Origin of the sequence: Stenotrophomonas sp. T8 (assembly GCF_051853085.1) — a bacterium.
Lineage (GTDB): Bacteria > Pseudomonadota > Gammaproteobacteria > Xanthomonadales > Xanthomonadaceae > Stenotrophomonas > Stenotrophomonas sepilia.
Genome location: NZ_CP195329.1, coordinates 211275 through 234876 on the forward strand (window position 1 = coordinate 211275; position 23602 = coordinate 234876).

The 23602-nt window shown below is 65.2% G+C and carries 19 protein-coding genes; 13 read left to right on the plus strand and 6 right to left on the minus strand.

Going from position 1 to position 23602, the window contains the following annotated elements; translation table 11 throughout:
• The first annotated feature begins 121 nt into the window (after positions 1 to 121).
• Genes ACSDHM_RS00995 through ACSDHM_RS01035 form a run of 9 tightly spaced genes read left to right on the plus strand, consistent with a single transcriptional unit; the run spans position 122 to position 11419 of the window.
• A complete protein-coding gene (locus ACSDHM_RS00995; RefSeq protein ID WP_439426574.1) occupies positions 122 to 1306 on the plus strand; it encodes a cystathionine gamma-synthase in 1185 nt (394 codons plus the stop codon).
• Positions 1303 to 2133, plus strand: coding sequence for an ABC transporter permease (locus tag ACSDHM_RS01000; protein ID WP_227837870.1), 831 nt, complete (start codon positions 1303 to 1305; stop codon positions 2131 to 2133). Before ACSDHM_RS00995 ends, ACSDHM_RS01000 begins: the two co-directional genes overlap by 4 nt.
• A complete protein-coding gene (locus tag ACSDHM_RS01005) occupies positions 2123 to 3481 on the plus strand; it encodes an ABC transporter ATP-binding protein (RefSeq protein ID WP_227837872.1) in 1359 nt (452 codons plus the stop codon). The genes ACSDHM_RS01000 and ACSDHM_RS01005 overlap by 11 nt, the downstream gene beginning before the upstream one ends.
• Positions 3478 to 4059, plus strand: a complete 582-nt coding sequence (locus ACSDHM_RS01010) for a CatB-related O-acetyltransferase (protein WP_276577096.1) — start codon at positions 3478 to 3480, stop codon at positions 4057 to 4059. Before ACSDHM_RS01005 ends, ACSDHM_RS01010 begins: the two co-directional genes overlap by 4 nt.
• Before the next feature lie 11 nt (positions 4060 to 4070).
• Positions 4071 to 5108 carry a class I SAM-dependent methyltransferase gene (locus ACSDHM_RS01015; RefSeq protein ID WP_439426575.1) on the plus strand — a complete coding sequence of 346 codons (1038 nt, stop codon included), beginning with the start codon at positions 4071 to 4073 and terminating at the stop codon, positions 5106 to 5108.
• A 27-nt stretch (positions 5109 to 5135) separates the two neighbouring features.
• Complete coding sequence (locus ACSDHM_RS01020) at positions 5136 to 7886, plus strand: glycosyltransferase (RefSeq protein WP_439426576.1); 2751 nt, start codon at positions 5136 to 5138, stop codon at positions 7884 to 7886.
• Positions 7883 to 8953 (plus strand): glycosyltransferase, encoded by a 1071-nt coding sequence (locus ACSDHM_RS01025; protein WP_227837878.1) that lies wholly within the window; start codon positions 7883 to 7885, stop codon positions 8951 to 8953. The genes ACSDHM_RS01020 and ACSDHM_RS01025 overlap by 4 nt, the downstream gene beginning before the upstream one ends.
• A gap of 14 nt (positions 8954 to 8967) precedes the next feature.
• Positions 8968 to 10422 (plus strand): hypothetical protein, encoded by a 1455-nt coding sequence (locus ACSDHM_RS01030; protein ID WP_260808600.1) that lies wholly within the window; start codon positions 8968 to 8970, stop codon positions 10420 to 10422.
• Positions 10415 to 11419 (plus strand): glycosyltransferase family 2 protein, encoded by a 1005-nt coding sequence (locus ACSDHM_RS01035; RefSeq protein WP_227837882.1) that lies wholly within the window; start codon positions 10415 to 10417, stop codon positions 11417 to 11419. Before ACSDHM_RS01030 ends, ACSDHM_RS01035 begins: the two co-directional genes overlap by 8 nt.
• Before the next feature lie 42 nt (positions 11420 to 11461).
• On the opposite strand, the gene ACSDHM_RS01040 is transcribed toward ACSDHM_RS01035, so the two are convergent.
• The 3 genes from ACSDHM_RS01040 to ACSDHM_RS01050 all read right to left on the minus strand — a co-directional run bounded on the left by ACSDHM_RS01040 (position 11462) and on the right by ACSDHM_RS01050 (position 13603).
• Positions 11462 to 11848 carry a GtrA family protein gene (locus tag ACSDHM_RS01040; protein ID WP_227837885.1) on the minus strand — a complete coding sequence of 129 codons (387 nt, stop codon included), beginning with the start codon at positions 11846 to 11848 and terminating at the stop codon, positions 11462 to 11464.
• A gap of 70 nt (positions 11849 to 11918) precedes the next feature.
• Positions 11919 to 12857 carry an electron transfer flavoprotein subunit alpha/FixB family protein gene (locus ACSDHM_RS01045; protein WP_438915127.1) on the minus strand — a complete coding sequence of 313 codons (939 nt, stop codon included), beginning with the start codon at positions 12855 to 12857 and terminating at the stop codon, positions 11919 to 11921.
• Positions 12857 to 13603 carry an electron transfer flavoprotein subunit beta/FixA family protein gene (locus ACSDHM_RS01050; protein ID WP_069139440.1) on the minus strand — a complete coding sequence of 249 codons (747 nt, stop codon included), beginning with the start codon at positions 13601 to 13603 and terminating at the stop codon, positions 12857 to 12859. The genes ACSDHM_RS01045 and ACSDHM_RS01050 overlap by 1 nt, the downstream gene beginning before the upstream one ends.
• Before the next feature lie 263 nt (positions 13604 to 13866).
• Here ACSDHM_RS01050 and rfbB point away from each other — a divergent pair, with 263 nt between their 5' ends.
• Genes rfbB through rfbD form a run of 4 tightly spaced genes read left to right on the plus strand, consistent with a single transcriptional unit; the run spans position 13867 to position 17268 of the window.
• Complete coding sequence (gene rfbB / locus ACSDHM_RS01055) at positions 13867 to 14922, plus strand: dTDP-glucose 4,6-dehydratase (protein WP_111008211.1); 1056 nt, start codon at positions 13867 to 13869, stop codon at positions 14920 to 14922.
• A gap of 14 nt (positions 14923 to 14936) precedes the next feature.
• Positions 14937 to 15824, plus strand: a complete 888-nt coding sequence (gene rfbA / locus ACSDHM_RS01060) for a glucose-1-phosphate thymidylyltransferase RfbA (RefSeq protein ID WP_227837888.1) — start codon at positions 14937 to 14939, stop codon at positions 15822 to 15824.
• The gene (rfbC, locus tag ACSDHM_RS01065; protein WP_004141806.1) at positions 15821 to 16378 is read left to right on the plus strand and encodes a dTDP-4-dehydrorhamnose 3,5-epimerase; all 558 of its coding nucleotides are present in this window, start codon (positions 15821 to 15823) and stop codon (positions 16376 to 16378) included. Before rfbA ends, rfbC begins: the two co-directional genes overlap by 4 nt.
• Positions 16375 to 17268, plus strand: a complete 894-nt coding sequence (gene rfbD / locus ACSDHM_RS01070; RefSeq protein ID WP_439426577.1) for a dTDP-4-dehydrorhamnose reductase — start codon at positions 16375 to 16377, stop codon at positions 17266 to 17268. Before rfbC ends, rfbD begins: the two co-directional genes overlap by 4 nt.
• A 65-nt stretch (positions 17269 to 17333) precedes the next feature.
• Here the strand turns inward: rfbD and ACSDHM_RS01075 are convergent, their stop codons facing one another.
• The 3 genes from ACSDHM_RS01075 to ACSDHM_RS01085 all read right to left on the minus strand — a co-directional run bounded on the left by ACSDHM_RS01075 (position 17334) and on the right by ACSDHM_RS01085 (position 23502).
• The gene (locus tag ACSDHM_RS01075; RefSeq protein WP_272040669.1) at positions 17334 to 18737 is read right to left on the minus strand and encodes a mannose-1-phosphate guanylyltransferase/mannose-6-phosphate isomerase; all 1404 of its coding nucleotides are present in this window, start codon (positions 18735 to 18737) and stop codon (positions 17334 to 17336) included.
• 11 nt (positions 18738 to 18748) lie between these two features.
• Positions 18749 to 20095 carry a phosphomannomutase CpsG gene (locus tag ACSDHM_RS01080; protein ID WP_272040671.1) on the minus strand — a complete coding sequence of 449 codons (1347 nt, stop codon included), beginning with the start codon at positions 20093 to 20095 and terminating at the stop codon, positions 18749 to 18751.
• A gap of 98 nt (positions 20096 to 20193) precedes the next feature.
• Positions 20194 to 23502, minus strand: coding sequence for a DEAD/DEAH box helicase (locus tag ACSDHM_RS01085; protein ID WP_111008214.1), 3309 nt, complete (start codon positions 23500 to 23502; stop codon positions 20194 to 20196).
• Positions 23503 to 23602: the final 100 nt, after the last annotated feature.

A 23602-nucleotide genomic window follows, 5' to 3' on the forward strand; every position in this document is an offset into this window, starting at 1 on the left:
CGCTGATCGCTGCCGTTCACCGCTGAATTCCGGTTTATTCGCGTCAAAGCTCGTTAAGGCTGCGCTGATAGACTCCCGATCCTTTGACGGCGCCGCACGTCGGCGCCATTCAGGAAACGATATGTCCAACTCCTCTTCGCCCGACCGCGCGCTGGCCCTGGCCACGCTGGCCATCCACGGCGGCCAGTCGCCCGATCCCAGCACCGGCGCGGTGATGCCGCCGATCTACGCCACCTCGACCTATGCGCAGTCCAGCCCGGGCGAGCATCAGGGCTTCGAGTACTCGCGTACCCACAACCCGACGCGCTTTGCCTATGAGCGCTGCGTGGCCTCGCTGGAAGGCGGCACCCGCGGTTTCGCCTTCGCCTCGGGCATGGCGGCCAGCTCGACCGTGATCGAGCTGCTGGACGCCGGCAGCCACGTGGTGGCGATGGACGATATCTACGGCGGTAGCTTCCGCCTGTTCGAGCGCGTGCGCCGCCGCACCGCCGGGCTGGATTTCAGCTTCGTCGACCTGACCGATCTGGCGGCATTCGAAGCCTCCATCACGTCGAAGACGAAGATGGTCTGGATCGAGACCCCGACCAACCCGATGCTGAAGATCGTCGACATCGCCGCGGTCGCCGCCATCGCCAAGCGCCATGGCCTGATCGTAGTGGTCGACAACACCTTCGCCTCGCCGATGTTGCAGCGTCCGCTGCTGCTGGGCGCCGACCTGGTGCTGCATTCGGCCACCAAGTACCTCAATGGCCATTCGGACATGGTCGGCGGCATGGTGGTGGTGGGTGACGACGCGCCGCTGGCCGAGCAGATGGCGTTCCTGCAGAACTCCATCGGCGGTGTGCAGGGCCCGTTCGACAGCTTCCTGGCCCTGCGCGGCCTGAAGACCCTGCCGCTGCGCATGAAGGCGCACTGCGCCAACGCGCTGGCGCTGGCGCAGTGGCTGGAAAAGCACCCGGCGGTGGAGAAGGTGATCTACCCGGGCCTGCCCTCGCACCCGCAGCATGAGCTGGCCGGCAAGCAGATGGCCGGTTACGGCGGCATCGTCTCGATCGTGCTGAAGGGCGGTTTCGAGGCCGCCAAGCGCTTCTGCGAGAAGACCGAACTGTTCACCCTGGCCGAGTCGCTGGGCGGCGTGGAGAGCCTGGTGAACCATCCGGCGGTGATGACGCATGCTTCGATTCCCGTGGCGCGTCGGGAGCAGCTGGGGATCAGTGATGCGCTGGTAAGGCTCAGCGTGGGTGTGGAAGAGTTGGGGGATCTGCAGGTGGATCTGGAAAGGGCGCTGGGCAGGGCTTCTGAATGAGTAGCATCCACGCTGAGTTCGGCAGTTCGCCGGGTGCGCTTGTCCGCAGCCTGGTCTCCAATCGCATGCTGATCTGGCAGCTGACCCAGCGTGAGGTCATCAGCCGGTATCGAGGTTCGGTCTTCGGGCTGGCGTGGTCCTTTTTCAATCCACTGTTGATGCTGGCGGTCTACACCTTCGTTTTCTCGGTGGTGTTCAAGGCGCGCTGGGGCCTTGAAACCAGCAGTCATGGTGATTTCGCCGTCATCCTGTTCGTCGGCATCATCGTCCACGGTGTGTTCGCCGAGTGCATCAACCGTGCACCGGGGCTGATACTCAACAGCGCCAGTTACGTGAAGCGCGTCGTGTTCCCGCTGGAGACACTGCCGTGGGTCGCGATGGGCGCCACCCTGTTCCATTCGATGGTTTCGGTGCTGGTCCTGCTTATCGCCCAGTTGCTCCTGCGTGGCTCGATCCCGCTGACCGCACTGTGGTTGCCGGTGGTAATCTTCCCGCTGGTGGTCGGCACCATGGGCGTGTCCTGGCTGCTGGCGGCACTGGGTGTCTACCTGCGTGACATCGGCCAGGTCACCGGCATCGTCACCACGGTGATGCTGTTCATGGCACCGGTGCTGTATCCGGTGCAGGCCCTGCCGGAGAACCTGCGGCCGTACATCTATCTCAACCCGCTCACGTTCATCATCGAACAGGCGCGTGAGGTCCTGCTGTGGGGCCATGCCCCGGACTTCATCGGGCTGGGCAAGTACGTAGTGGGGGCCGCGCTTGTCGCGTGGTTCGGTTTCGCGACGTTCCAGAAAATGCGCCGGGGGTTTGCCGATGTCCTTTGATCCCTCCAGCGATGTCGCCATCCGGGTAAGCGGCGTCACCAAGTGCTTCCAGATTTATGACCAGCCGCACCAGCGGCTGAAGCAGGCCGTGCTGCCGCGCCTGCGCCGTGCCGCAGGCTTGGCGCCGCGCCGCTACTACGACGAGTTCTGGGCGCTGAAGGGCGTCGATTTCGAAGTGAGGCGCGGCGACACGGTCGGCATCATCGGCCGCAACGGGTCGGGCAAGTCGACGCTGCTGCAGATCATCTGCGGCACCCTGCAGGCCACCTCCGGAACGGTCGAGGTCAAGGGGCGCGTGGCGGCCCTGCTGGAACTCGGCGCGGGGTTCAACCCGGAATTCAGCGGGCGCGAGAACGTCTACCTGAGCGCCTCGATCCTCGGCCTGACCCGCGAGCAGATCGACACCCGGTTCGACGACATCATCGCCTTTGCCGATATCGGCAACTTCGTCGACCGGCCGGTGAAGACCTACTCCAGCGGGATGTACGTGCGACTGGCGTTTGCGGTCATCGCGCACGTCGATGCGGACATCTTGGTGATCGACGAAGCGTTGGCCGTCGGCGATGCGATCTTCGTGCAGAAGTGCATGCGCTTCCTGCGCAAGTTCCGCGAAACCGGCACACTGCTGTTCGTGAGCCATGACACCTCCTCGGTGCTCAATTTCTGCCAAAGCGCGGTGTGGCTCAACCGTGGCGACATGGTCATGCACGGTACTGCCGAAGACACCTGCAACGCCTACATCGAGTACTGCTCGCAGGAGGTGTACGGCGATACGGTGAAGCTGACCTCGCGCCAAGCCTCACGTGATGCGGCGCCGACAAAGCCGCGGTCCAAGGCCCAAGTGGAGCGGGACACGCGTCTGGAAATGTTCGACAACGTCGCCAATTCGGCTGGCTGGCAGTCCGGTGTCGCCAGCATTGATTCGGTGCTGCTCAGCGATCCCCAGGGCGAAACCCTCACCTCGTTCGCCGGTGGCGAGGATGTGCTGCTGCGTGTGCGGGCCACTGCACACCAAGCGCTGTCCAGCCCGTTGATCGGTTTCTTCGTCAAGGACCGGCTGGGTCAGTCGCTGTTCGGCGAGCACACCTTCACCTACATCCAGCCGCCGATGCAGGTTGAGGCCGGGACGACGCTTGAGGCCAGTTTTCGCTTCACGTTGCCGATGCTGCCCAACGGCGATTACTCGATGACCGTTTCCATCGCTGACGGTGATCCGTTCGCCAACACCCAGCATGCGTGGCTGCATGACGCGGTGCTGATCAAAGTCGCCTCGCCCAAGTTGCGCTATGGTCTGGTGGGCATCCCCTTCGATGAGGTCACCATGACGCGGGTAGGGGGAGCGGAATGAACCATGGCTTCATTCCGCCGCTGACCACCGACGACCCCCGCGTCAGCATTGGTCGCTTCACGTACGGTGGTGCCACCTTCAAGCTGTGGAGCGCCGGGGAGCGCATCGAAGTGGGCGCATTCTGTTCCTTCGCCGAAGACGTGCTGATCTTCGGTGGCGGCGAGCATCGCATGGATTGGGTCACTACCCATCCGTTGCGCATTGCGTTCAATTCGCCGGGTGCGGGCCAGGATGGGCATCCGCACAGCAAAGGCGTGACCCGCATCGGCAACGATGTGTGGATCGGCCATGGCGCGCTGGTTCTCTCCGGAGTGACCGTGGGCCACGGCGCCTGCATCGGCGCCGGTGCTGTGGTCAGCAGGGACGTCCCACCCTACGCCATCGTCGCGGGCAACCCTGGCCGTGTCGTCCGCATGCGCTTCAGCGAAGCGCAGATCGAGCACTTGCTGCACATCGCCTGGTGGAACTGGCCGGTGGAGCGGATCAAGCAGTTTGAATCCCTGCTGTGCAGCCCCAGCATCGATGCATTCATTACGGCCGCGCTGGCCGACCCGGACGCTGCGGCGTCGTTCACGTGATAGAGACTGAGATGATCGATTTCCCGTTGTCGCCGAACATGCTGATGATGCCGCGCAAGCTCCCGCACAGCGCGTGGCTTGGGCACATTCCCTTCGCCAGTTGGCTGGTGGAAGTTGTGCGGCCAACGACCATCGTGGAGCTGGGTACGCACAACGGTGCCTCGTTCCTGGCGTTCTGTCAGGCGGTGGAAAGCCAGCAGGTCAGTGCGCGCGTGTTCGCGGTGGATACTTGGGAAGGCGACGAGCATGCTGGTTTCTACGGTAATGAAATCTACGCCGAGCTTCGCGATTACCAGCAGCGCCATTACGCCGGCATTTCCGAGATGATGCGGATGCGCTTCGACCAGGCGCTGGAATACTTCGCAGATGGATCGGTCGACGTCCTGCACATTGACGGCCTGCACACCTACGAAGCCGTCCGCGAAGACTTCGAGACGTGGCGCAGCAAGCTGTCGCCGCGCGCGGTCGTGTTGTTCCACGACAGCTGCGTGCGCGAGCGCGGGTTTGGCGTGTGGGAGTACTGGAGCGAGATTTCCTCGAAGTTCCCGTCGTTCGAATTCACCCACACCCATGGGCTGGGCGTGCTGCTGGTGGGCGGGGAGCAGCCGCAGGCATTGCTGCAGCTTGCCCAGGCTGCGCGTGACGGCCAGTTCGCCACCATCAACCAGTTCTTCGATGCACTGGGTCGCAACATCAAGAACGTGGAAGAGATCGAGCGGGTGAACCAGGGCCTGACCGCCGCCCATGGCGAGATCGGCCGGCTCAACGCCGAGGAAGCACGTCTGCGCGCACTGCTGGAGAAGAACAGCGACGCCACCGAGGAGCATTACGCGATAGTGGAGTCGCAGTTGCCGAGCCTGGCCCAGGGCCTGTCACTGCTGGAGCGTCGCGTCATCGAAGGGATGAGCGAGACGCGCCAGGCACTGGACCATTCCCGTGAAGCCGCGGTCGCCAATGTGGTGGCGTCGGTGATCCCGCGCCTGGACGAGCAGGACCGGAAACTCAATCTCCTCGTGCGCCCGTGGTGGCGCCGAGCCCTTGGCCGCTGAGCAAACAGGATTCCGCAAGGCACCTACATGTCCATCGACAAGACCCTACTCAAGCGTGGCCTCAAGCGAGTGGCGGCCAAGGTGCTGTCCATCAACTGGTTCGCACCTGTTCCCGATCGCCTGAAGCTACTGGTTGCCCGTCGGGCGGGGTGCTGTGACTGGCACTGGTATGCGCGCTTCATCCTGCGTTCGTCCGGGGCGGCCGCCGAAGGCCCCAGCCACTTCCTGTCCTTTGGCAATGCCGAAGGGAAGTCACCGAGCCCGCTGTTCGACCCGGCGTGGTACTGCGCGCGTTTCGGCCTCAAGGCGTCCCCGCTTGATGCCCTGATGCAGTACCTGTTCATCGGCGAGCGCGTCGGCCTGGCGCCAAGCCCGTGGTTCGATCCGCACTACTGCCGGCGCACCGCACCGTCGTCCAGCGGCCTGCGGCCGGTGCTCGGCCAGTACCTGGTGGATTACCACAACTCGGGAACGCCACACCCGTTGTTCGACCAAGAGTGGTACCTCAACCAATACCCGGACGTGCGCGACAGCGGCGCCAATCCGTTGCTGCATTTCCTCTACGACGGCATTCCCGAAGGGCGTCTGCCCAATCCGTACTTCGCGCCGGCGTGGTATCTGGAAGCCTATCCGGATGTGGCAGGCATCGACCCGTTCGCACATTTCTTCGCGCATGGCGCGGCGGAAGGACGGAGCCCGGGGCCCGAATTCAACGCGCGACAGTATCTGGACCAGAATCCGGATGTGGCGCTGACCGGCATGAACGCGCTGGCGCATTACTTGGCGGTGGGGCGTCGCGGTGGTCGCGAGCTGGGCAAGCGCCCCTTCTCGCTGACCGATCTTGCCGCGCCCGTGGCGCCTGCCGACGCGCCGCTCCAAGACGGCGTGGTCGACATCGTCCTGCCGGTCTACCGCGGCCTGGAAGAGACGCGCAACTGCATCGATTCTGTGCTGCGCTCGCATAACCGCAGCCGTACCCGGCTGCACATCTACAACGACTGCTCGCCCGAGCCGGAAGTGACCGCCTACCTGCGTGAGCTGGCCAGCCGCGAGCCGTCGGTACGCCTGACCGAGAACCCGCAGAACCTCGGCTTCGTGCTGACCGTCAATGCCGGCATGGCGCACGCCCTGCAGCAGGCCGACAGCATCGGTGCTCTCCTGCTCAACAGTGACACAATCGTGACCGGTGACTGGGTCGACCGCATGGTTGCCCACCTGGGGGCCAATGTCGGCTCGGTCACGGCGCTTTCCAACAACGCCACGATTTGCAGTTATCCCCAACTGGGCGCCAACGCGCTGCCGGAGGGGATGGATGCGTCAGCGCTGGACCACCTGACTCGCCGCATCAATACCGGTGTGGCCGTGGATGTTCCCACCGGCGTCGGCTTCTGCATGCTGATCTCCCGCGCCGCGTTGGAAAAGGCCGGCCTGTTCGATGCCGAGGCTTTCGGCAAGGGCTACGGCGAGGAGAACGACTTCTGCATGCGCTCGGGTCGTCTCGGTTTCCGCCATCGCTTGGCCATGGACGTGTTTGTCGAACACGTGGGTGAAGTGAGCTTCGCCGACGACAGCAAGCCCGGCAAGATCATCGCGCAGAAGATCATCGACGAGCGCTACCCCGATTACGGTTCGCAGGTTGCCCGGTTCTGTTCGATGGATCCGGGCTTCTCGGCGCGCGTGCGGCTGACCCTGGAGGTTTGGAAGGCGAGGGCGCGTCCGGTCTCGGTGCTGTTGACCCACACCTGGGGCGGAGGCACCGAGCGTGCTGTGCAGGCCATTCGTGCCTCGCTGGCCGAAACCGGCGAAGTGGTGATCGTACGGCCGATGGAGGACAACAACGGGTCGGGGCTGGTCAACGTCAGCCATGCATCGGACTTCGATGGCTTCGATTTCCTGTTCCACTACCGCACGCCCGAAGAACTGGCCGCGATGCTGCAGGCACTGGGCACCGGAGCGCTGCAGATCCACCATCTGGTCGGGTTTGGCCCGTCGGTGCGTCGCGCGGTGGCGCTGACCGGGCTGCCCTACAGCTTCCACGTGCATGACAACTATGCGATCTGCCCGCAGATCACCCTGACCGACGCTACCGGCAACTACTGCGGCGAGCCTGGTGAGAACGGCTGTGACAGTTGCATCGCCGAGCGCCCGTCCAACGGCGCGGCAGACATCCGCAACTGGCGCGCCAGCAACCAGTGGCCGCTGCTGGGTGCGCAGGCCGTGTTCGCACCGAGCCGGGATGCGGCGCAGCGCATGCAGCGCTACACCGGCATTCCCGTGCAGGCCGTGTACCACGAGTCCCGCATCGACACGAATCCGGGCCGGCTTGGGCGAGGCGCGCGGCCGTACCGGGTGCTGCTGCTGGGTGTGATGGCCGCGCACAAGGGGCTGAATCACCTGATGGCCATTGCCGAGGAAGCGCGACGTGTGCGTGCACCGCTCGCGTTCCACGTGATCGGCTATCCTCAGACGGACATGCTCAGGAACCCGGGATTCAGCTGGAGCGGTCCCTATGCGGAGCAGGACCTGGACGAGCTGATCGAGGCGCATGACCCCGATGCGTTCCTGTTCCTTTCCCAGGCCCCGGAAACCTATTCCTACACCCTGTCGCACGCCCTGCGGGATGGCCGGCCGATTGCCGCCAACCGCCTCGGTGCGTTCATCGAGCGGCTGGAAGGCGTCCCCAATGCATTGATGCTGGCCCATGACGCGACTGCGGCCGATGCGGTGCGGGCGCTGGTGACGTGGCTGGAAGGTCTGTACGAGAAGGAAACTGCATGAAACAGCGATTCGGCACGGAGCTTCGTCCTGCGCTGCGCTCGCAGTACCCCCTGCGGATTGCGGTGATCCCCGAGCGCTACGGCACGGTGATGTCGCCGTGCGCGAGCATCCGCCTGCACGCGTTCACCGAGCGCTTCGCTGCCGATGTCCGCTACCTGATGCCGGAAGAGCTGTCCGCCTTTGCACCCGATCTTGTGCTCTGGAACCGCGGCGCCGTCATTGCTGGATCGGGCCTGGCGATGATCGCCGAGGCGGGACGGCAGGGGGCAGCGCTGGTCTACGACCTGGACGACAACCTGCTGGCCATGGACGAGCATCCCGAACGGGACGCCTATGCCGCAGTCATTGAAGCGGTCCGCAGCTCGATCACCCTTGCCGATGTCACCTGGTGCTCGACGCGCCCGCTGGCCGAGGTGATCAACGCTGCCGGCGGTACCGCCGAGTGGATGCCCAACGCGCTGGATGCCGATCTGTGGCAGGCAGCGCCAGGTGAGGCGCTGTCGCTTCCGGCAACCGGCACGGTACGCCTGCTGTACATGGGAACGCGGACCCACGACGACGATTTCCGACTGCTCGACGCGGCACTGCAGCAGGTCTGGGAAAAGCGTCCAGGCGCGTTCTCGCTGACCCTGGTGGGCGTCAACGCTGCGGACACCGGCAGTCGGCCCTGGATGCAAGGCCAGAGCCCCCCGGCCCATGTCGGCGCGTCCTATCCCGCTTTCGTGCACTGGTTCTCCCGCCTGCGCGGCTTCCATGCAGGCATGGCGCCTCTGCTCGGCTCGGATTTCAATCGTTGCAAGAGCTCCATCAAGGTGCTGGACTACGCCGCCATGGGCTTGGCCACGCTGGCTTCGAACGTGCCTTCCTATGCGGATGACGCGCACGACGACCGCATCTTGATCGACAATACCGCCGATGCCTGGACTGATCGGATCGTTTCGCTGGTCGATCGGCAGCTGGCGGTGGATGAGATCGCTGCACGCGCCGTATCGCGCGTGGGGCCGGACATGTTCGACGAGGCGGTGGCCCGTCGCTGGGAGAGTTGCATGCAGGTGATGGGGAAATGATGAAAGAAGGTCCAATGAAGCGCACGGCGCGCTGGCTGTTGCCGATCGAGCGGCCACGCATCGCACTGCTGCTTCTGGCACTCGGCGTGCTGGTGATGATAGTTGCGCGGCTGTTCTCCTGGCCGGGCTTCGCGACGCACGATACGGTGTTCATCACCCAAGAAGCGCTGCGTGGCGAGTACACCTCCTACCACCCGGTCCTCAACGCACTGCTGATCCGCTGGCTGGCCGTGCCCTTCGAATCCTTCAGCATCTACACCTCGCTGCAGATCCTGTTCTGCGCGACGCTGTACCTGCGCAGTGCCACGCTGTTCGCGCGGATGGTCAGCCGGCCCGCGTGGATCGTACTTGGCGTGGCGCTGTGGGCGGCAATGCCCAGTACCTACCTGTACCTGGGCATGATCTGGAAAGACGTGCTCTGCGCGTATTGCCTGCTGTTCCTGGCAACGCTGGTGCTGCAGTCGCGGCAGACCGGCGTGCTTGCGGGCCGTGCCGATGCAGTGCTGCTAGGCCTGTCCCTGTTCCTCATCGTTGCCACTCGCCATGGCATGGCGATCAATTTCCTGCTGCTGCCGCTGGCCATCGGTGTGCGCCAGCTGTGGGCGGCACGCCCGTATCGAGCGGCCTTCGTGGCGTCGGTCGTCGGCTGGCTGCTGATGTCGTTGGTCGCGGCTTCACCTCTGGTGAAGAATGATGTCGCGCACCTGTCCAAGCTGAAGATCTCGGCGGTGTCCGGGCCGTTCCTGGGCATGGTGGCCAACCGCAGTGGATACACCAGCAACGACCCCGGCCAGGACCAGGCGCTGGCCGCCCGTGTGTTCGGGCCGGACTACGCGGAGAAGTACCGTCCGGACTACCTGATGAACGAGGTGGTGCTGACGGATCCGCAGGAGCTTGATGAGGCGTACGGCCTGATCCTGCGCCGCACCGCACGGCTCTGCCTGCTCAATGTCTCCCAGTGCGGCTCGGACCGCCTGCAGATGATGCTGGCGACGCTGCAACCGAGCACCGCCTTCGGTGGCATGAAGTTCTACGACCTGGCGATCATGGAGAACTGCCCGACGGTGTTCGGCATGGACCCGGACAAGTGCGATGTACTAGAACGCTTCGAGCGTGGCGAACGCCCCGGCGTGCTGGTTGAGTTCCAGCGCAAGTTCGTTTCCCGTTTCGTGGATACCCGCGGCACTGTACAGAACGTATTCGTGTGGAACCTGCTGCCGGCCTTCGTGCTGCTGCTGGCGCTGCTGGTGTTCACCGCACCCGGCCGTCCGCTGTGGATCCTTTCGCTGTTCATCCTGATGCAGATGGTGCTGCCGATGGCAACGTCGATGGCCAACGATTTCCGCTATTACTACTTCCTGGCACCTCTGAGCACGCTGCTGGCGGTATTCGTGCTGGGTCGAGCAGTGCACGGTCGCAGCTTCTGGCGCGATCGCCCAACGCAATCCAATGAGGCAAGCCATGTCTGACGCCACGATGGAAGCGCCGCGCCAGCAGGTGGCCGTGGTGATTCCCTGTTACAAGGTCCGCCGCCACATTCTGGGCGTCATCGATGCCATTGGTCCGGAGGTCGATGCGATCTATTGCGTTGACGACCGCTGCCCGGATGCGAGCGGGGACTTCATCGAGCAGCAGGCGCGGGACCCGCGCGTGGTGGTGCTGCGCCACGAACAGAACCAGGGCGTGGGTGGAGCCGTGATGACGGGCTACCAGCGCGCGATTGCCGATGGCATGTCCATCCTGGTCAAGGTCGATGGCGATGGGCAGATGGATCCCACGCTGGTGCCGCTCTTCATCGGCCCGATCCTGAAAGGCCAGGCCGACTACACCAAGGGCAACCGTTTCTGGGATCTGTCCAACATCCGCCGCATGCCGCTGGTCAGGCGCATCGGCAACCTCGGCCTGTCCTTCATGACCAAGGCATCGACCGGTTACTGGGATGTGTTCGACCCCACCAACGGCTACACCGCCATCCATGCCAATGTCGCGGCGCGGCTGCCGTACGCATCGATCAGCCGGCGTTACTTCTTCGAGACCGATATCCTCTTCCGACTGAACATCATGCGGGCGGTGGTGTGCGACGTGCCGATGGACGCGACCTACGGCGACGAGGAGAGCAATCTCAAGATCGGCCAGGTGCTGACTGAGTTCTCCTACAAGCACGCACGCAACCTGTTCAAGCGCATCGGCTACCGCTATTTCCTGCGCGACCTGTCCATTGCATCGTTCGAGCTGCTGGCTGGCACGTTCCTGCTGGCCAGCGGCGTGCTCTACGGTGGCTGGCACTGGTTGCAGGCGCTGGAGGCTCAGCAGGCCTCTGCCGTCGGTACGGTGGTCCTGCCGTCGATTGCGGTCGTGAGCGGGCTGCAGTTCCTGCTGGCCTTCATCGGGTATGACATTGCCAGCGTCCCGCGCCAGGTGCTGCATCCCCTGTTCGCCCCGTTCCGGCCGCGCCGGCGGGACTGAGTGCCGATGGGGGCCGGTGCTGCCGGCCCCTCGGTTGCTACGTCACGCGCCCGTCGTGGGCTTGAACACCAGGCGCGAGAAGATCAGGTAGTTCCAAGCCGCGATCATGCCCATGACCACGAACTTTGCCAGCAGCACATGCAGGTGCAGGTGGTCCACCAGCAACAGCAAGGCCAGGTTGCCAAGCAGCAGGTTGATGGCGGCCAGCGCACCGTAGCGCGCCAGCTCGCTGCGCCAGCTGCCCTGGCTGCGGAACACCCAATGCCGGTTCATCATAAAGCTGACGACGAAGCCGCAGGCGAAGCTGGTTGACTGGCTCAGTACAAGCCAGCCGCTGCCCAGCGCGCCCTGCAGCGCGATGAACACGAGGTATTCGGCCGCAGCGGCCGAACCGCCGGACAGCAGGAAGCGAACGAGGCGCGGAATCATGCAGTCGCGATCATCCGGGCGACGGGGAGCGCCGCGGACGGCGCCCCCGTTACGGCGATCGACAACGGCGTCAAAGCGCCTTTTCCAGCTCAGGCAGGATCGCAAACAGATCCCCCACCAGACCAATATCGGCAATCTCAAAGATCGGCGAATCCGGATCCTTGTTGATCGCCACGATCGTGCCGGCATCCTTGATGCCGGTCAGGTGCTGGATCGCACCGCTGATACCCACGGCCACGTACAGTTCCGGCGCGATGATCTTGCCGGTCTGGCCGACCTGCAGGTCGCTGGGGACGTAGCCGGCATCGACCGCGGCGCGCGAGGCACCGACGGCGGCACCGAGCTTGTCGGCCAGCTGGAAGATCACCTTGAAGTTCTCTTCCGAACCGACGCCGCGGCCACCGGAGACCACGCGCTTGGCGCTCTGCAGGTCCGGGCGGTCGCTGGCACCCGCGGCGAGGCCGACGAAGCGGGTGTGGGTCGGCAGGGCAGCATCGACGTTGGCTGCTTCGATGGTGGCGCTACCGCCCTGGGCGGCTTCCGGCCACGAGGCGGCACGCACGGTGGCGACCACGATCTGGTCGGCCGGGACTTCCACGGTGATGATCGCGTTGCCGGCGTAGATCGGGCGCTTGAAGGTATGGCTGCCTTCAACGGTCATCAGGTCGGAGACCTGGTTGACGCCCAGCAGCGCGGCCACGCACGGCATCAGGTCCTTGCCGAAGGTGGTCGACGGGCCGAACACGTGGGTGTAACCCTTGGCCAGCTGCGCGATCTGCGGCGCCAGCACCTGGGCGATGGCCTGCGCGTTGGCGGCGTTGGTCACGGTCAGGACCTTGGCGACGCCACTGATCTTCGCGGCCTCGGCGGCAACGGCGGCCGGGTCGGCGGCCAGCACCAGCACGTCGATGCTGGCACCGCTGATAGCGGCAGCAGCGCTGACGGTTTTGGCGGTGGCGGCGTTGAGCTTGCCGTCGTGGTGTTCGGCGATAACGAGAATCTTGCTCATTACAGCAGCCCCTTCTGCTTGAGTGCGGCCACCAGTTCGGCCGCGTCCTTGACCATCACACCCTTGCTGCGCTTGGACGGTGCGGCGTACTGGGTGGTCTTGAAGGTGTCGGCGGCTTCAACGCCGAGGTCGGCCAACTGCAGGGTCTCCAGCGGCTTGGCCTTGGCCTTCATGATGTCCGGCAGCTTGATGAAGCGCGGCTCGTTCAGGCGCAGGTCGGTGGTGACCACCGCCGGCAGGTCCACTTCCAGCGTTTCCAGGCCGGCGTCGACTTCGCGGATCACCGTGGCCTTGCCGTCGGCAATGTCCAGCTTGCTGGCGAAGGTCGCCTGCGGGCGGCCCCACAGCGTAGCCAGCATCTGGCCGGTCTGGTTGGCATCGTCGTCGATGGCCTGCTTGCCCAGGATCACCAGGTCCGGCTGTTCCTTCTCGATCAGCTTGAGCAGGGTGCGTGCGGCGGTCAGCGGCTGGATGGCCTGGTCGGTGACCACATGGACCGCGCGGTTGGCGCCCATGGCCAGGCCGTTGCGCAGGTGCGCCTGGGCGTCGGCCGGAGCAATGGTGGCGACCACGACTTCGCTGGCGATGCCCTTGTCGCGCAAGCGCAGGGCTTCTTCCAGCGCGATTTCATCGAAGGGGTTGGGGGACAGCTTGACGCCGTCGGTGACCACGCCGGAACCGTCCGGCTTGACCTGAATGCGGACGTTGTAGTCCACCACGCGCTTGTACGCGACGAGGATTTTCATCTGGTACGGGGTCCTTCAATAACGGAGAGAACGTCCGGTCCTCGCACAGCAACCGGTTCGGGGGTGGGATCGCGATTCTAGCTGGCTTGAGGGAACCATGCGAATGCGTATGGTTATGCTGCAGTGCAGTATGGCTCGTGTGGATCGGGTGCGTCGTTCACGTCACGCAGGCAGTCGTGAAGACGAACCACATGTATCCTGTACTGCTGTGCTGGGTGCTTGGTAGCGCCCCCTTGGATGAATTTAGATCAGGAGAACAGGTAGTGCCCACATGGCTTGTCACCGGCGGTGCCGGATTCATTGGCGGTAACTTTGTTCTCGAAGCTGTCGCCCGTGGCATCAAGGTCGTCAATCTCGACGCCCTGACCTACGCCGGCAACCTGAAGACCCTGTCCAGCCTGGACGGCAATCCGAACCACGTGTTCGTGCAGGGTGACATCGGCGACAGCGCCCTGGTGACCCGCCTGCTGGCTGAACACCAGCCGGACGCGGTGCTGAATTTTGCCGCCGAGAGCCACGTCGATCGCTCCATCGATGGCCCGGGTGCCTTCATCCAGACCAATGTGGTGGGCACCCTGGGCCTGCTGGAAGCCGTGCGTGATTACTGGAAGGCGCTGCCGGCCGAGCAGGGCGCGGCCTTCCGCTTCCTGCACGTGTCCACCGATGAGGTGTATGGCACCCTGGGCGAGACCGGCAAGTTCAGCGAAACCACGCCGTACGCTCCGAATTCCCCCTATTCGGCGTCGAAGGCCGCTTCGGACCACCTGGTGCGTGCGTTCCACCACACCTACGGGCTGCCGGTGCTGACCACCAATTGCTCCAACAACTACGGCCCGTATCACTTCCCCGAGAAGCTCATTCCGCTGGTGATCGCCAAGGCGCTGGCCGGCGAGCCGTTGCCGGTGTACGGCGATGGCAAGCAGGTGCGCGACTGGCTGTTCGTGTCCGATCACTGCGAAGCGATCCGCACCGTGCTGGCCAAGGGCCAGGTCGGCGAGACCTACAACGTCGGCGGCAATTCGGAAAAGCAGAACATCGAAGTGGTGCAGGCGATCTGCGCCCTGCTGGACCAGCGCCGCCCGCGCGCGGATGGCCAGCCGCGCAGCAGCCAGATCACCTATGTCACCGACCGCCCCGGCCATGACCGTCGCTATGCGATCGATGCGTCCAAGCTGAAGAACGATCTGGGCTGGGAACCGGCCTACACCTTCGAGCAGGGCATCGCCTTTACCGTCGACTGGTATCTGGACAACCAGGACTGGGTCAACGGCGTGCTGGACGGCAGCTACCGTCTGCAGCGCATCGGCACTGCGGCCTGAATCCTGGAGACGACATGACGCAGCGTAAAGGCATCATTCTGGCTGGTGGCTCCGGCACCCGCCTGTACCCGATCACCAAGGGCGTCAGCAAGCAGCTGCTGCCGGTGTATGACAAGCCGATGATCTATTACCCGCTCAGCGTGCTGATGCTGGCGGGCATCCGTGAGGTTCTGATCATCAACACTCCGCACGAGCAGGCCTTGTTCCAGCAGCTGCTGGGCGACGGTTCGCAGTGGGGCATGGACATCCAGTACGCGGTGCAGCCGAGTCCGGACGGCCTGGCCCAGGCCTACCTGATCGGCCGCGACTTCGTCGCTGGCAAGCCGAGCTGCCTGGTGCTGGGCGACAACATCTTCCACGGCCACGGCCTGCGCGACGTGCTCAAGCGCGCCGATGAGCGCGTGGAAGGCTCCACGGTGTTCGGTTACTGGGTCAATGACCCGGAGCGCTATGGCGTGGCCGAGTTCGACAAGAGTGGCAAGGTCATCGACCTGGTCGAGAAGCCGGAGAAACCGCGCTCGAACTACGCAGTGACCGGCCTGTACTTCTACGATGGCAATGCCAGCGCGCATGCGGCCGAACTCAAGCCGTCGCCGCGTGGTGAGCTGGAAATCACCGATCTCAACAAGCGCTACCTGGCCGAAGGCAACCTGCATCTGGAAGCTCTGGGCCGTGGCTACGCCTGGCTCGACACCGGTACCCATCAATCGCTGCTGGAGGCGTCCAACTTCATCGAGACCATCCAGACCCGCCAGGGCCTGCAGGTCTGCTGCCCGGAAGAAATCGCGTTCGGCAAGGGCTGGATCAACGCCGAGCAGCTGGAAGCACTGGCTGCACCGCTGATCAAGAATGGCTACGGCCAATACCTGCACAAGCTTGCCCTGCGTGGAGTCGTTCCGTGAAAGTGATTGAAACCAAGTTGCCCGGTTGCGTGGTGATCGAGCCGGCGGTGTTTGGCGATGCCCGCGGCTATTTCTTCGAAACCTGGAATGCCGAGCGCTTCGCCGCGCTGGGCCTGCCGGATCGCTTCGTGCAGAGCAACGTGTCGACGTCAGCGCAGGGTGTGCTGCGTGGCCTGCATTACCAGTGGCCGCGCCCGCAGGGCAAGCTGGTCAGCGTGCTGGAAGGCGAGGTCTATGACGTGGCCGTGGACATCCGTCGCGGCTCGCCGACCTTCGGCCAGTGGGAAGCGGTGGTGCTGAGTGCGGAGAACAAGAAGCAGTTCTGGATTCCGGAAGGCTTCGCCCACGGCTTTGCAGTGCTGTCCGAGCGCGCGGTGTTCAGCTACCTGTGCACCGAGGTCTACCTGAAGGACTTCGACGCCGGCGTGCGCTGGAACGATGCGGATATCGCCGTGGACTGGCCAGTCAGTGCACCGACGTTGTCGGCCAAGGACGAGAACGCGCCGTTCCTGAAGGACATCGCCGAAGACCGCCTGCCGGTCTACGTGCCATGACGGTGCTGGTGTTCGGCGGCAACGGCCAGGTCGGCCAGGAGCTGCTGCGCGCGCTGGTGCCGCTGGGGAAGGTGATTGCAACCACGCGCAGCGGCCAACTGCCCGACGGAAGTGCCTGCGAAACGGCCGACTTTGCCCGGCCCGACAGCCTGCCGGCGTTGCTGGACCGCGTGCAGCCATCGGTAGTGGTCAATGCGGCGGCTTACACCGCTGTTGATCGCGCCGAACAGGACGTCGATGCGGCCTTCGCCGCCAATGCTCAGGCGCCAGGCGTGATCGCGCGCTGGTGTGCGGCGCATGGCGTGCCGTTCGTGCATTACTCCACCGACTACGTGTTCGACGGCCAGGGCAGCGCGCCCTACCGCGAGGACGAGCCGACCGCACCGCTGGGCGTGTATGGCACCAGCAAGCGCGATGGTGAGGACGCGGTGCGTGCGGCCGGTGGCCGCCATCTGATTTTCCGCACGGCGTGGGTGTATGCCTCGCACGGCGCGAACTTCCTGCGCACCATGCTGCGCGTCGGGGCCGAGCGCGATGCGTTGCGGGTGGTGGCCGACCAGGTCGGCACGCCGACGCCGGCCGCGCTGATCGCTGATGTCACCTTGCAGGCGCTGCAGCATCCGGGGCAGTTGTCGGGTACCTGGCACCTGACCGCCAGCGGCCAGACCAGCTGGCATGGGTTCGCCGAAGCGATCTTCGCCGAGGCGTTGGTCACCGGCGTGTTGGCCAAGGTGCCGACGGTCGAGGCGATTCCCAGCTCCGAGTACCCGACCCCGGCCAAGCGTCCGGCCTGGTCGGTGCTGGACAACCGCAAGCTGCAGCAGGATTTCGGCATCGTGCTGCCAACCTGGCAGGACGGCCTGAAGCGGGTGATGGTGGAGATTGCCTGACCCTGTAGGCGGCGTGCCGACCAACGGTCGGCACCCACCCCGACCAGCGGTCGGCGGGCGCTGGGTCAGCTGCGCCCGTAGGTATCCTCGAAGCGCACGATGTCATCCTCGCCGAGGTAGCTGCCGGACTGCACTTCGATCAGTTCCAGCGGCAGCTTGCCCGGGTTGCGCAGGCGGTGGGTCACGCCCAACGGAATGTAGGTGCTCTGGTTCTCGCTGAGCAGGATCACTTCATCGCCACGGGTCACCTCGGCGGTGCCGCTGACCACGATCCAGTGCTCGGCGCGATGGTGGTGCATCTGCAGGCTGAGCGTGCCACCGGGCTTGACCGTGATCCGCTTGACCTGGAAGCGCTCGCCGTTGTCGATCGAATCGTAGGCGCCCCATGGGCGATAGACCTTGCGATGCCAGGTGGCCTCGCTGCGGCCTTCGGCCTTGAGCTGTGCCACCACGGTCTTGACCTCCTGCATGCGGTCGGCCTTGCCCACCAGCACCGCATCGTCTGTCTCGACCACGATCACGTCATCGAGGCCGACCATGGCCACCAGGCGCTGGCCGTAGGCATAGGTATTGCGGCAGTCGATGGCGATCACGTCGCCTTGGTGGGCATTGCCATCGCCGTCCTGCTGGGAGACATCGCGCAGCGCAGTCCACGAACCGACATCGTTCCAGCCCGCATCCAGCGGAATCACCACCGCATCGGCGGTCTTCTCCATCACCGCGTAGTCGATTGAATCGGACGGAACGGCAGTGAAGGCGTCCCTGTCCAGGCGGGTGAAGTCGGCATCGCGGCGCGCCTGCTGCCAGGCCTGGCGGCTGCCAGCCAGCATCGCGGGCTGGAAGCGCTCCAGTTCCTGCAGATAGCGCGAGGCCTTGAACAGGAACATGCCACTGTTCCAGTAATACTGGCCGCTGCTGACATAGCCGGTCGCGGTGCCCAGGTCCGGCTTCTCGACGAAGCGCTCGACCGCACGCAGGCCCTGGCCATCGGCGGCCTTGATGTAGCCGTAGCCGGTTTCCGGTCCGGTCGGCACGATGCCGAAGGTGACCAGCTTGCCGGCCTCGGCAGCACCGGCCGCCGCCTGCACGGCGCTGCGAAATGCGGTCTCGTTGGTGATCACATGATCGGAGGGCAGCACCAGCAGCAGGGCGTCGGCGCCGTCGCGGGTGGCTTCCAGCGCGGCAACGGCGATGGCCGGGGCGGTGTTGCGGCCGACCGGTTCAAGGATGATCGCGGCCGGCTCGGCGCCAACCTGCTGCAGCTGCTCGGCGGCGACGAAACGGTGCTCTTCGTTGGCGATCACCAGCGGCCCGCGCGCGGCGATCGGCGCCACACGCTTCCAGGTGGCCTGCAGCATCGTCAGTTCACCCGCCAAGGGCAGGAACTGCTTCGGATACGCCTCGCGCGACAGCGGCCATAGGCGGGTACCGGATCCACCGGACAGGATGACGGGCTGGATGCTGCTCATGCGTTCCTCGGTTACTGCTGGATCAGGCGGGAGATGTCGTCGGTGCGCGCCTGCATCAGCGCGGCATCGCCACGGGCTTCAACATTCAGGCGCAGCAGCGGCTCGGTGTTGGAGCTGCGCAGGTTGAAGCGCCAGTCGCCGAAGTCGGCACTGATGCCATCGGTGTGGTCCAGGGTGGGCGACTGCGCCGCGAAATGCTCCATCACGCGCGCGACGGCGGCCTTGGCATCGGCCACCTTGAAGTTGATCTCGCCACTGCACGGATAGGCGGACATGCGGTCTTCGACCCAGTCGGCCAGCGAGCGCCCGCTTTCGGAAACCAGCTGGGCGATCAGCAACCACGGGATCATGCCGGAGTCGGCATAGGCGAACTCGCGGAAGTAGTGGTGGGCGCTCATCTCGCCGCCGTACACCGCGTCTTCGGCGCGCATCTTTTCCTTGATGAAGGCATGGCCGCTCTTGCACTGCACCGGTACACCGCCGGCCTGCTCGACCATGTCCACGGTGTTCCAGACCAGGCGCGGGTCATGCACGACCTTGCCGCCCGGGTTGCGCGCCAGGATCGCCTTGGCTAGCAGGCCCACCAGGTAGTAGCCCTCGATGAAGCGGCCGGTGTGATCGAAGAAGAAGCAGCGGTCGAAGTCACCATCCCAGGCAATGCCGAAATCGGCGCCGTGTTCGCGCACCGCGTCGGCAGTGGCGGCGCGGTTCTCCGGCAGCAGCGGGTTGGGAATGCCGTTGGGGAAGCTGCCGTCCGGTTCGTGGCAGATGCGGATGAACTCGAACGGCAGGTGCGGTGCCAGCAGGTCGACGATGGCACCGGCGCCGCCGTTACCGGCGTTGACCACCAGCTTCAGCGGCCGCAGCTTGCCGGCGTCGACATAGCTCAGCAGGTGCTGGATGTACGCGCTCTTGTCGTGCCGGGCGCTCTGCGCGGCGCGCGGCGGTTGCGCCGCGGACGTATCGGCGGCAACCGCATCGGAAATCGCGAACAGGCCAGTATCGGAGCTGATCGGCCGTGCGTTCTCCTTGACCAGCTTCATGCCGTTGTAGTCCATCGGGTTGTGGCTGGCGGTGACCATCACGCCGCCGGCCGCGCCCAGATGGTCGGTCTGGAAATAGACTTCTTCCGTGCCGCACAGGCCGATGTCGATCACCTCGCGCCCGGTACCGCGCAGGCCTGCGGCCAATGCATCCTGCAGCGCGGGGCTGGTCAGGCGCACGTCGTGGCCGAGGACCACTGGACCGGGAGCGAGCTGCGCGGCCAGGGCGACGCCGATGCGGCGGGCCAGGTCTTCGTTCAGTTCTTCCGGCACACGGCCGCGGATGTCATAGGCCTTGAAGGCGGGCAGGGGCATTGATCGGGATCCTTGGGGAGCTCAGCCCACGATTGTAGTCCCAGTCCTGTATGGGAATCGTTTCCATGGCGCAACGCCACGTGACTGGCGTCCAAGGGTCAGGTTAGCGTCGACCGCTTGCCCGCTTTACGCAAACGCTTGCCGGGCAGCCCCGGCAACGGCGCCAGCAGCGCCTGCACGTCTTCTTCGCTGAAGCGCGGCCCCGTAGCGCCGCCGCCTTCGAGAATGGAGTCGGCCAGCGTGGCCTTGCGCTCCTGCAGCTCGGCAATCCGTTCTTCGATGCTGCCTGCGGCGATCAGCCGGTAAACGAATACCGGCTGCTGCTGGCCGATGCGATGGGCGCGATCGCTGGCCTGGTTTTCGGCCGCCGGGTTCCACCACGGATCGAAGTGGATGACGGTATCGGCGGCGGTCAGATTCAACCCGACGCCACCTGCTTTCAGGCTGATCAGGAATACCGGCACCTCGCCTTGCATGAAGCGCTGCACCGGCGTGGCTCTGTCCTGGGTGTCTCCGGTCAGGGTCACATAGGCCAGGCCCAGATCATCCAACGCCTGCGCGATCAGCGTGAGCATGCCGGTGAACTGCGAGAACAGCAGGATGCGCCGGCCTTCCTCGACCATCGACGGCAACATGTCGCGCAGCAGCTCCAGCTTGGCCGAACCGGCATTGCGGGCCGGAGCGTCGCCTGGCAGAAGGCGCGGATCGCAGCAGACCTGGCGCAGCTTCAGCAACGCATCCAGCACCACGATATGGCTGCGTGCCAGCCCGCTGCCGCTGATGGCCTCGCGCACCTGCTTTTCCATCGCTGCGCGCACGGTTTCATAGAGATCACGCTGGCCGCCTTCCATTTCCACTGCACGCGTAATGAGGGTCTTGGGCGGAAGCTCTGACGCCACCTGGTCCTTGCGCCGGCGCAGGATGAACGGACGCAGCCGCTGCGCCAGCAAGGTGGCGCGGCGGTGGTCGCTGCCACGTTCGATCGGATGGCGCCAATGCTGGTTGAACTGTTTCTCGCTGCCTAGCAGGCCGGGCAGCAGGAAGTCGAACTGCGTCCACAGTTCGCCCAGGTGGTTTTCCAGCGGCGTGCCGGTCAGGCACAGCCGGTGGCGCGCCTGCAGCATGCGCAGGGTGATGGCCGCGCGTGACTTCGGATTCTTCACCTGCTGGGCTTCATCCAGAATCAGCAGATGGTAGGCATGTGCCTGCAGCGCCTGCTCGTCGCGCCACAGCAGAGGGTAGGTGGTGAGTACAAGGTCGTGCCCGGGAATCGCCTCGAACAGCGTTTCACGTGCCGGTCCATGCAGGGTCAGCACGCGCAGGCCCGGGGTGAAGCGTGCCGCTTCGCTCTGCCAGTTGTGCAGCAGCGAAGTGGGCACCACCAGCAGCGCTGGACGGTCCAGGCGGCCGGCTTCCTTCTCGACCAGCACATGCGCCAGCGTCTGTACGGTCTTGCCCAGCCCCATGTCATCGGCCAGCACGCCCCCCAGGCCCTGCTGGCGCAGGTACTGCAGCCACGACAGGCCTTCGCGCTGATAGGGACGCAGCGTTGCCACCAGCCCTGCCGGCGGCGGCACTTCACCCAATGCGGGTGCCTGCATCAGCCGCTGCACCATCGCCTGGGTGTCGCGCCCCCGGAACTGGAGGTGCGCCGTGTCCTGCAGCGCCTGCAGGCGGCCACGGTCAAGCGCAGACAGGCGCAGCGGCGCGCCGCGCTGGGCGAACAGGTCCGCCAACAGGGCCATGATCGGCTTCAGTCGTGCGGCCCGCAGTGCCAGACACGTGTTGTCGCCCGTCGTCAACAGGATGTTCTCATCGTCGCCGATGGCGTCCAGCTGGCCACGCATCCAGCGGGGATCGGACTGCAGCACCTGCTGCAGCAGCGGAACCATCGACACGTTGCGGCCTTCCACCTGAATATCCAGGCCCAGGTTGAACCAGCCCGCATCCGCCGGGTCCGCTTGGATGTCCAGGTCGATCACATCCACCCGGGTGATGCGATGGCGGAAATCGTCGTCCGTCTCCACCTTCCAGCCCAAGGCTTCCAGGCGCGGCACGTCGTCCAGCAGAAACCGTGTCCAGTCATGGGTGCGCAGCTGGAACTGAGGTCCTGCGCCCTCCAATGGCGCCCGCGGAGCCGTGTCGCGATGCAGTCCCACCGTGCGCAGCTCGGCCTCACGCCGTGATTCCTCAGCCAGGTCGCGGGGCAGCAGGGCAAGCTGGCCCTCCGGATCGTGTGCGAACAGGCTCGGATCGTCCAGGAACCGGATGTGCTCGTCGTATTCGAAGGCCACGGTCGCGATATCGGCCCATTGCGAAGCGTCGCCACGGCCAAGCCATGCCGGCCGGAACTCGATCGTATGCAGGCGCAGCACAGGAATCATCGAAGTGATCTGCAGGGTGGGCAGCGTGTCGCTTGCACCGGGGCGCGGCAGCGCAGGGTCGATTTGCTGCAGCATCTGTGCGACCACCGACGCTTCATTGGGTAACAAACTGGGCAGGCTCAGGAACGCGTCGGCGTCTTCGGGCCTGACATCCAGCTGCAGTGGACCGACCTCGCCGGTGACCGGGTCCAGATAACACGCACTCCGGCCCAGGACCACGCCTCTGGCGCCGCCCTCCACGCTCAACGTGGGTTCCAGCAGCGTCGCGCCCTGCGCCATGTCAACGACCCAGCCCAGTTCGCCGCGGCGTGGAGCGCCCGACCGGGCCAGCACGTCCTGCGTACCACATGAGACCCAGCCATGGCCGCTGGAGACGATCAGCTGCAGGGTGGCCGCGAAGTCGATCCATTCGTCTTTCGTCGCGGGCTGCCGCTGGGTGCGTAGCTGGATCATCACCGCCAGATCAGTCGGGGTGAGGTATGCGGGAGGCTCCAGCAGCAGGTCTGCGGTGATATCCATCCACTTGCCCGGGCTGATCGCACCATCGGCACCGTACTTGACGCGCCGGACCAGCACGGCGGGGCGATGGTTGTAGGTGGACAGTTCGAAGATGACACCGTTCCGGCGTGGCTGGGCCGGCCGGATCCGGGTGCTCTGCCAACGCGAGAGATCCGCCAGCAGTTCAGCACGCGGCGGTTGCGCCAGGTCCTGTTCGGTCAGGGGGCTCTCATCCATGGCCAGCGGTTCCAGCATGTGGGAGACCAGCACCGCCGCCACATGCTTGCAGGCGCGGCCGACGGGGCAGGAGCAGGCACTCTGCAGGCGGCTGCGCGCGGTGCGCATACTGGCGGCCAGATCGATCTCCACGTGGTAGGGATGCCTGGCCGAACCCTGCACCTCGGCCGTCAGCAGGCCCTCGCGAAGTTGCCGGTTGCGCACGCCACCCAGGCACTGCTCGCTTTTCTGCAGTGTCCATTCGTCGATCCAGCGGAACAGGTCTTCGTCAGTGAAGGTCAGCGTCATCGTAGATGGAGGGGCGCAGGCGCTGAGGCACCCTTCTGGGTGGAATCAGCCATTCTACCCAATGCCCGCCCGGTGCTCCGTCAATGCTGCGGCGCATCCA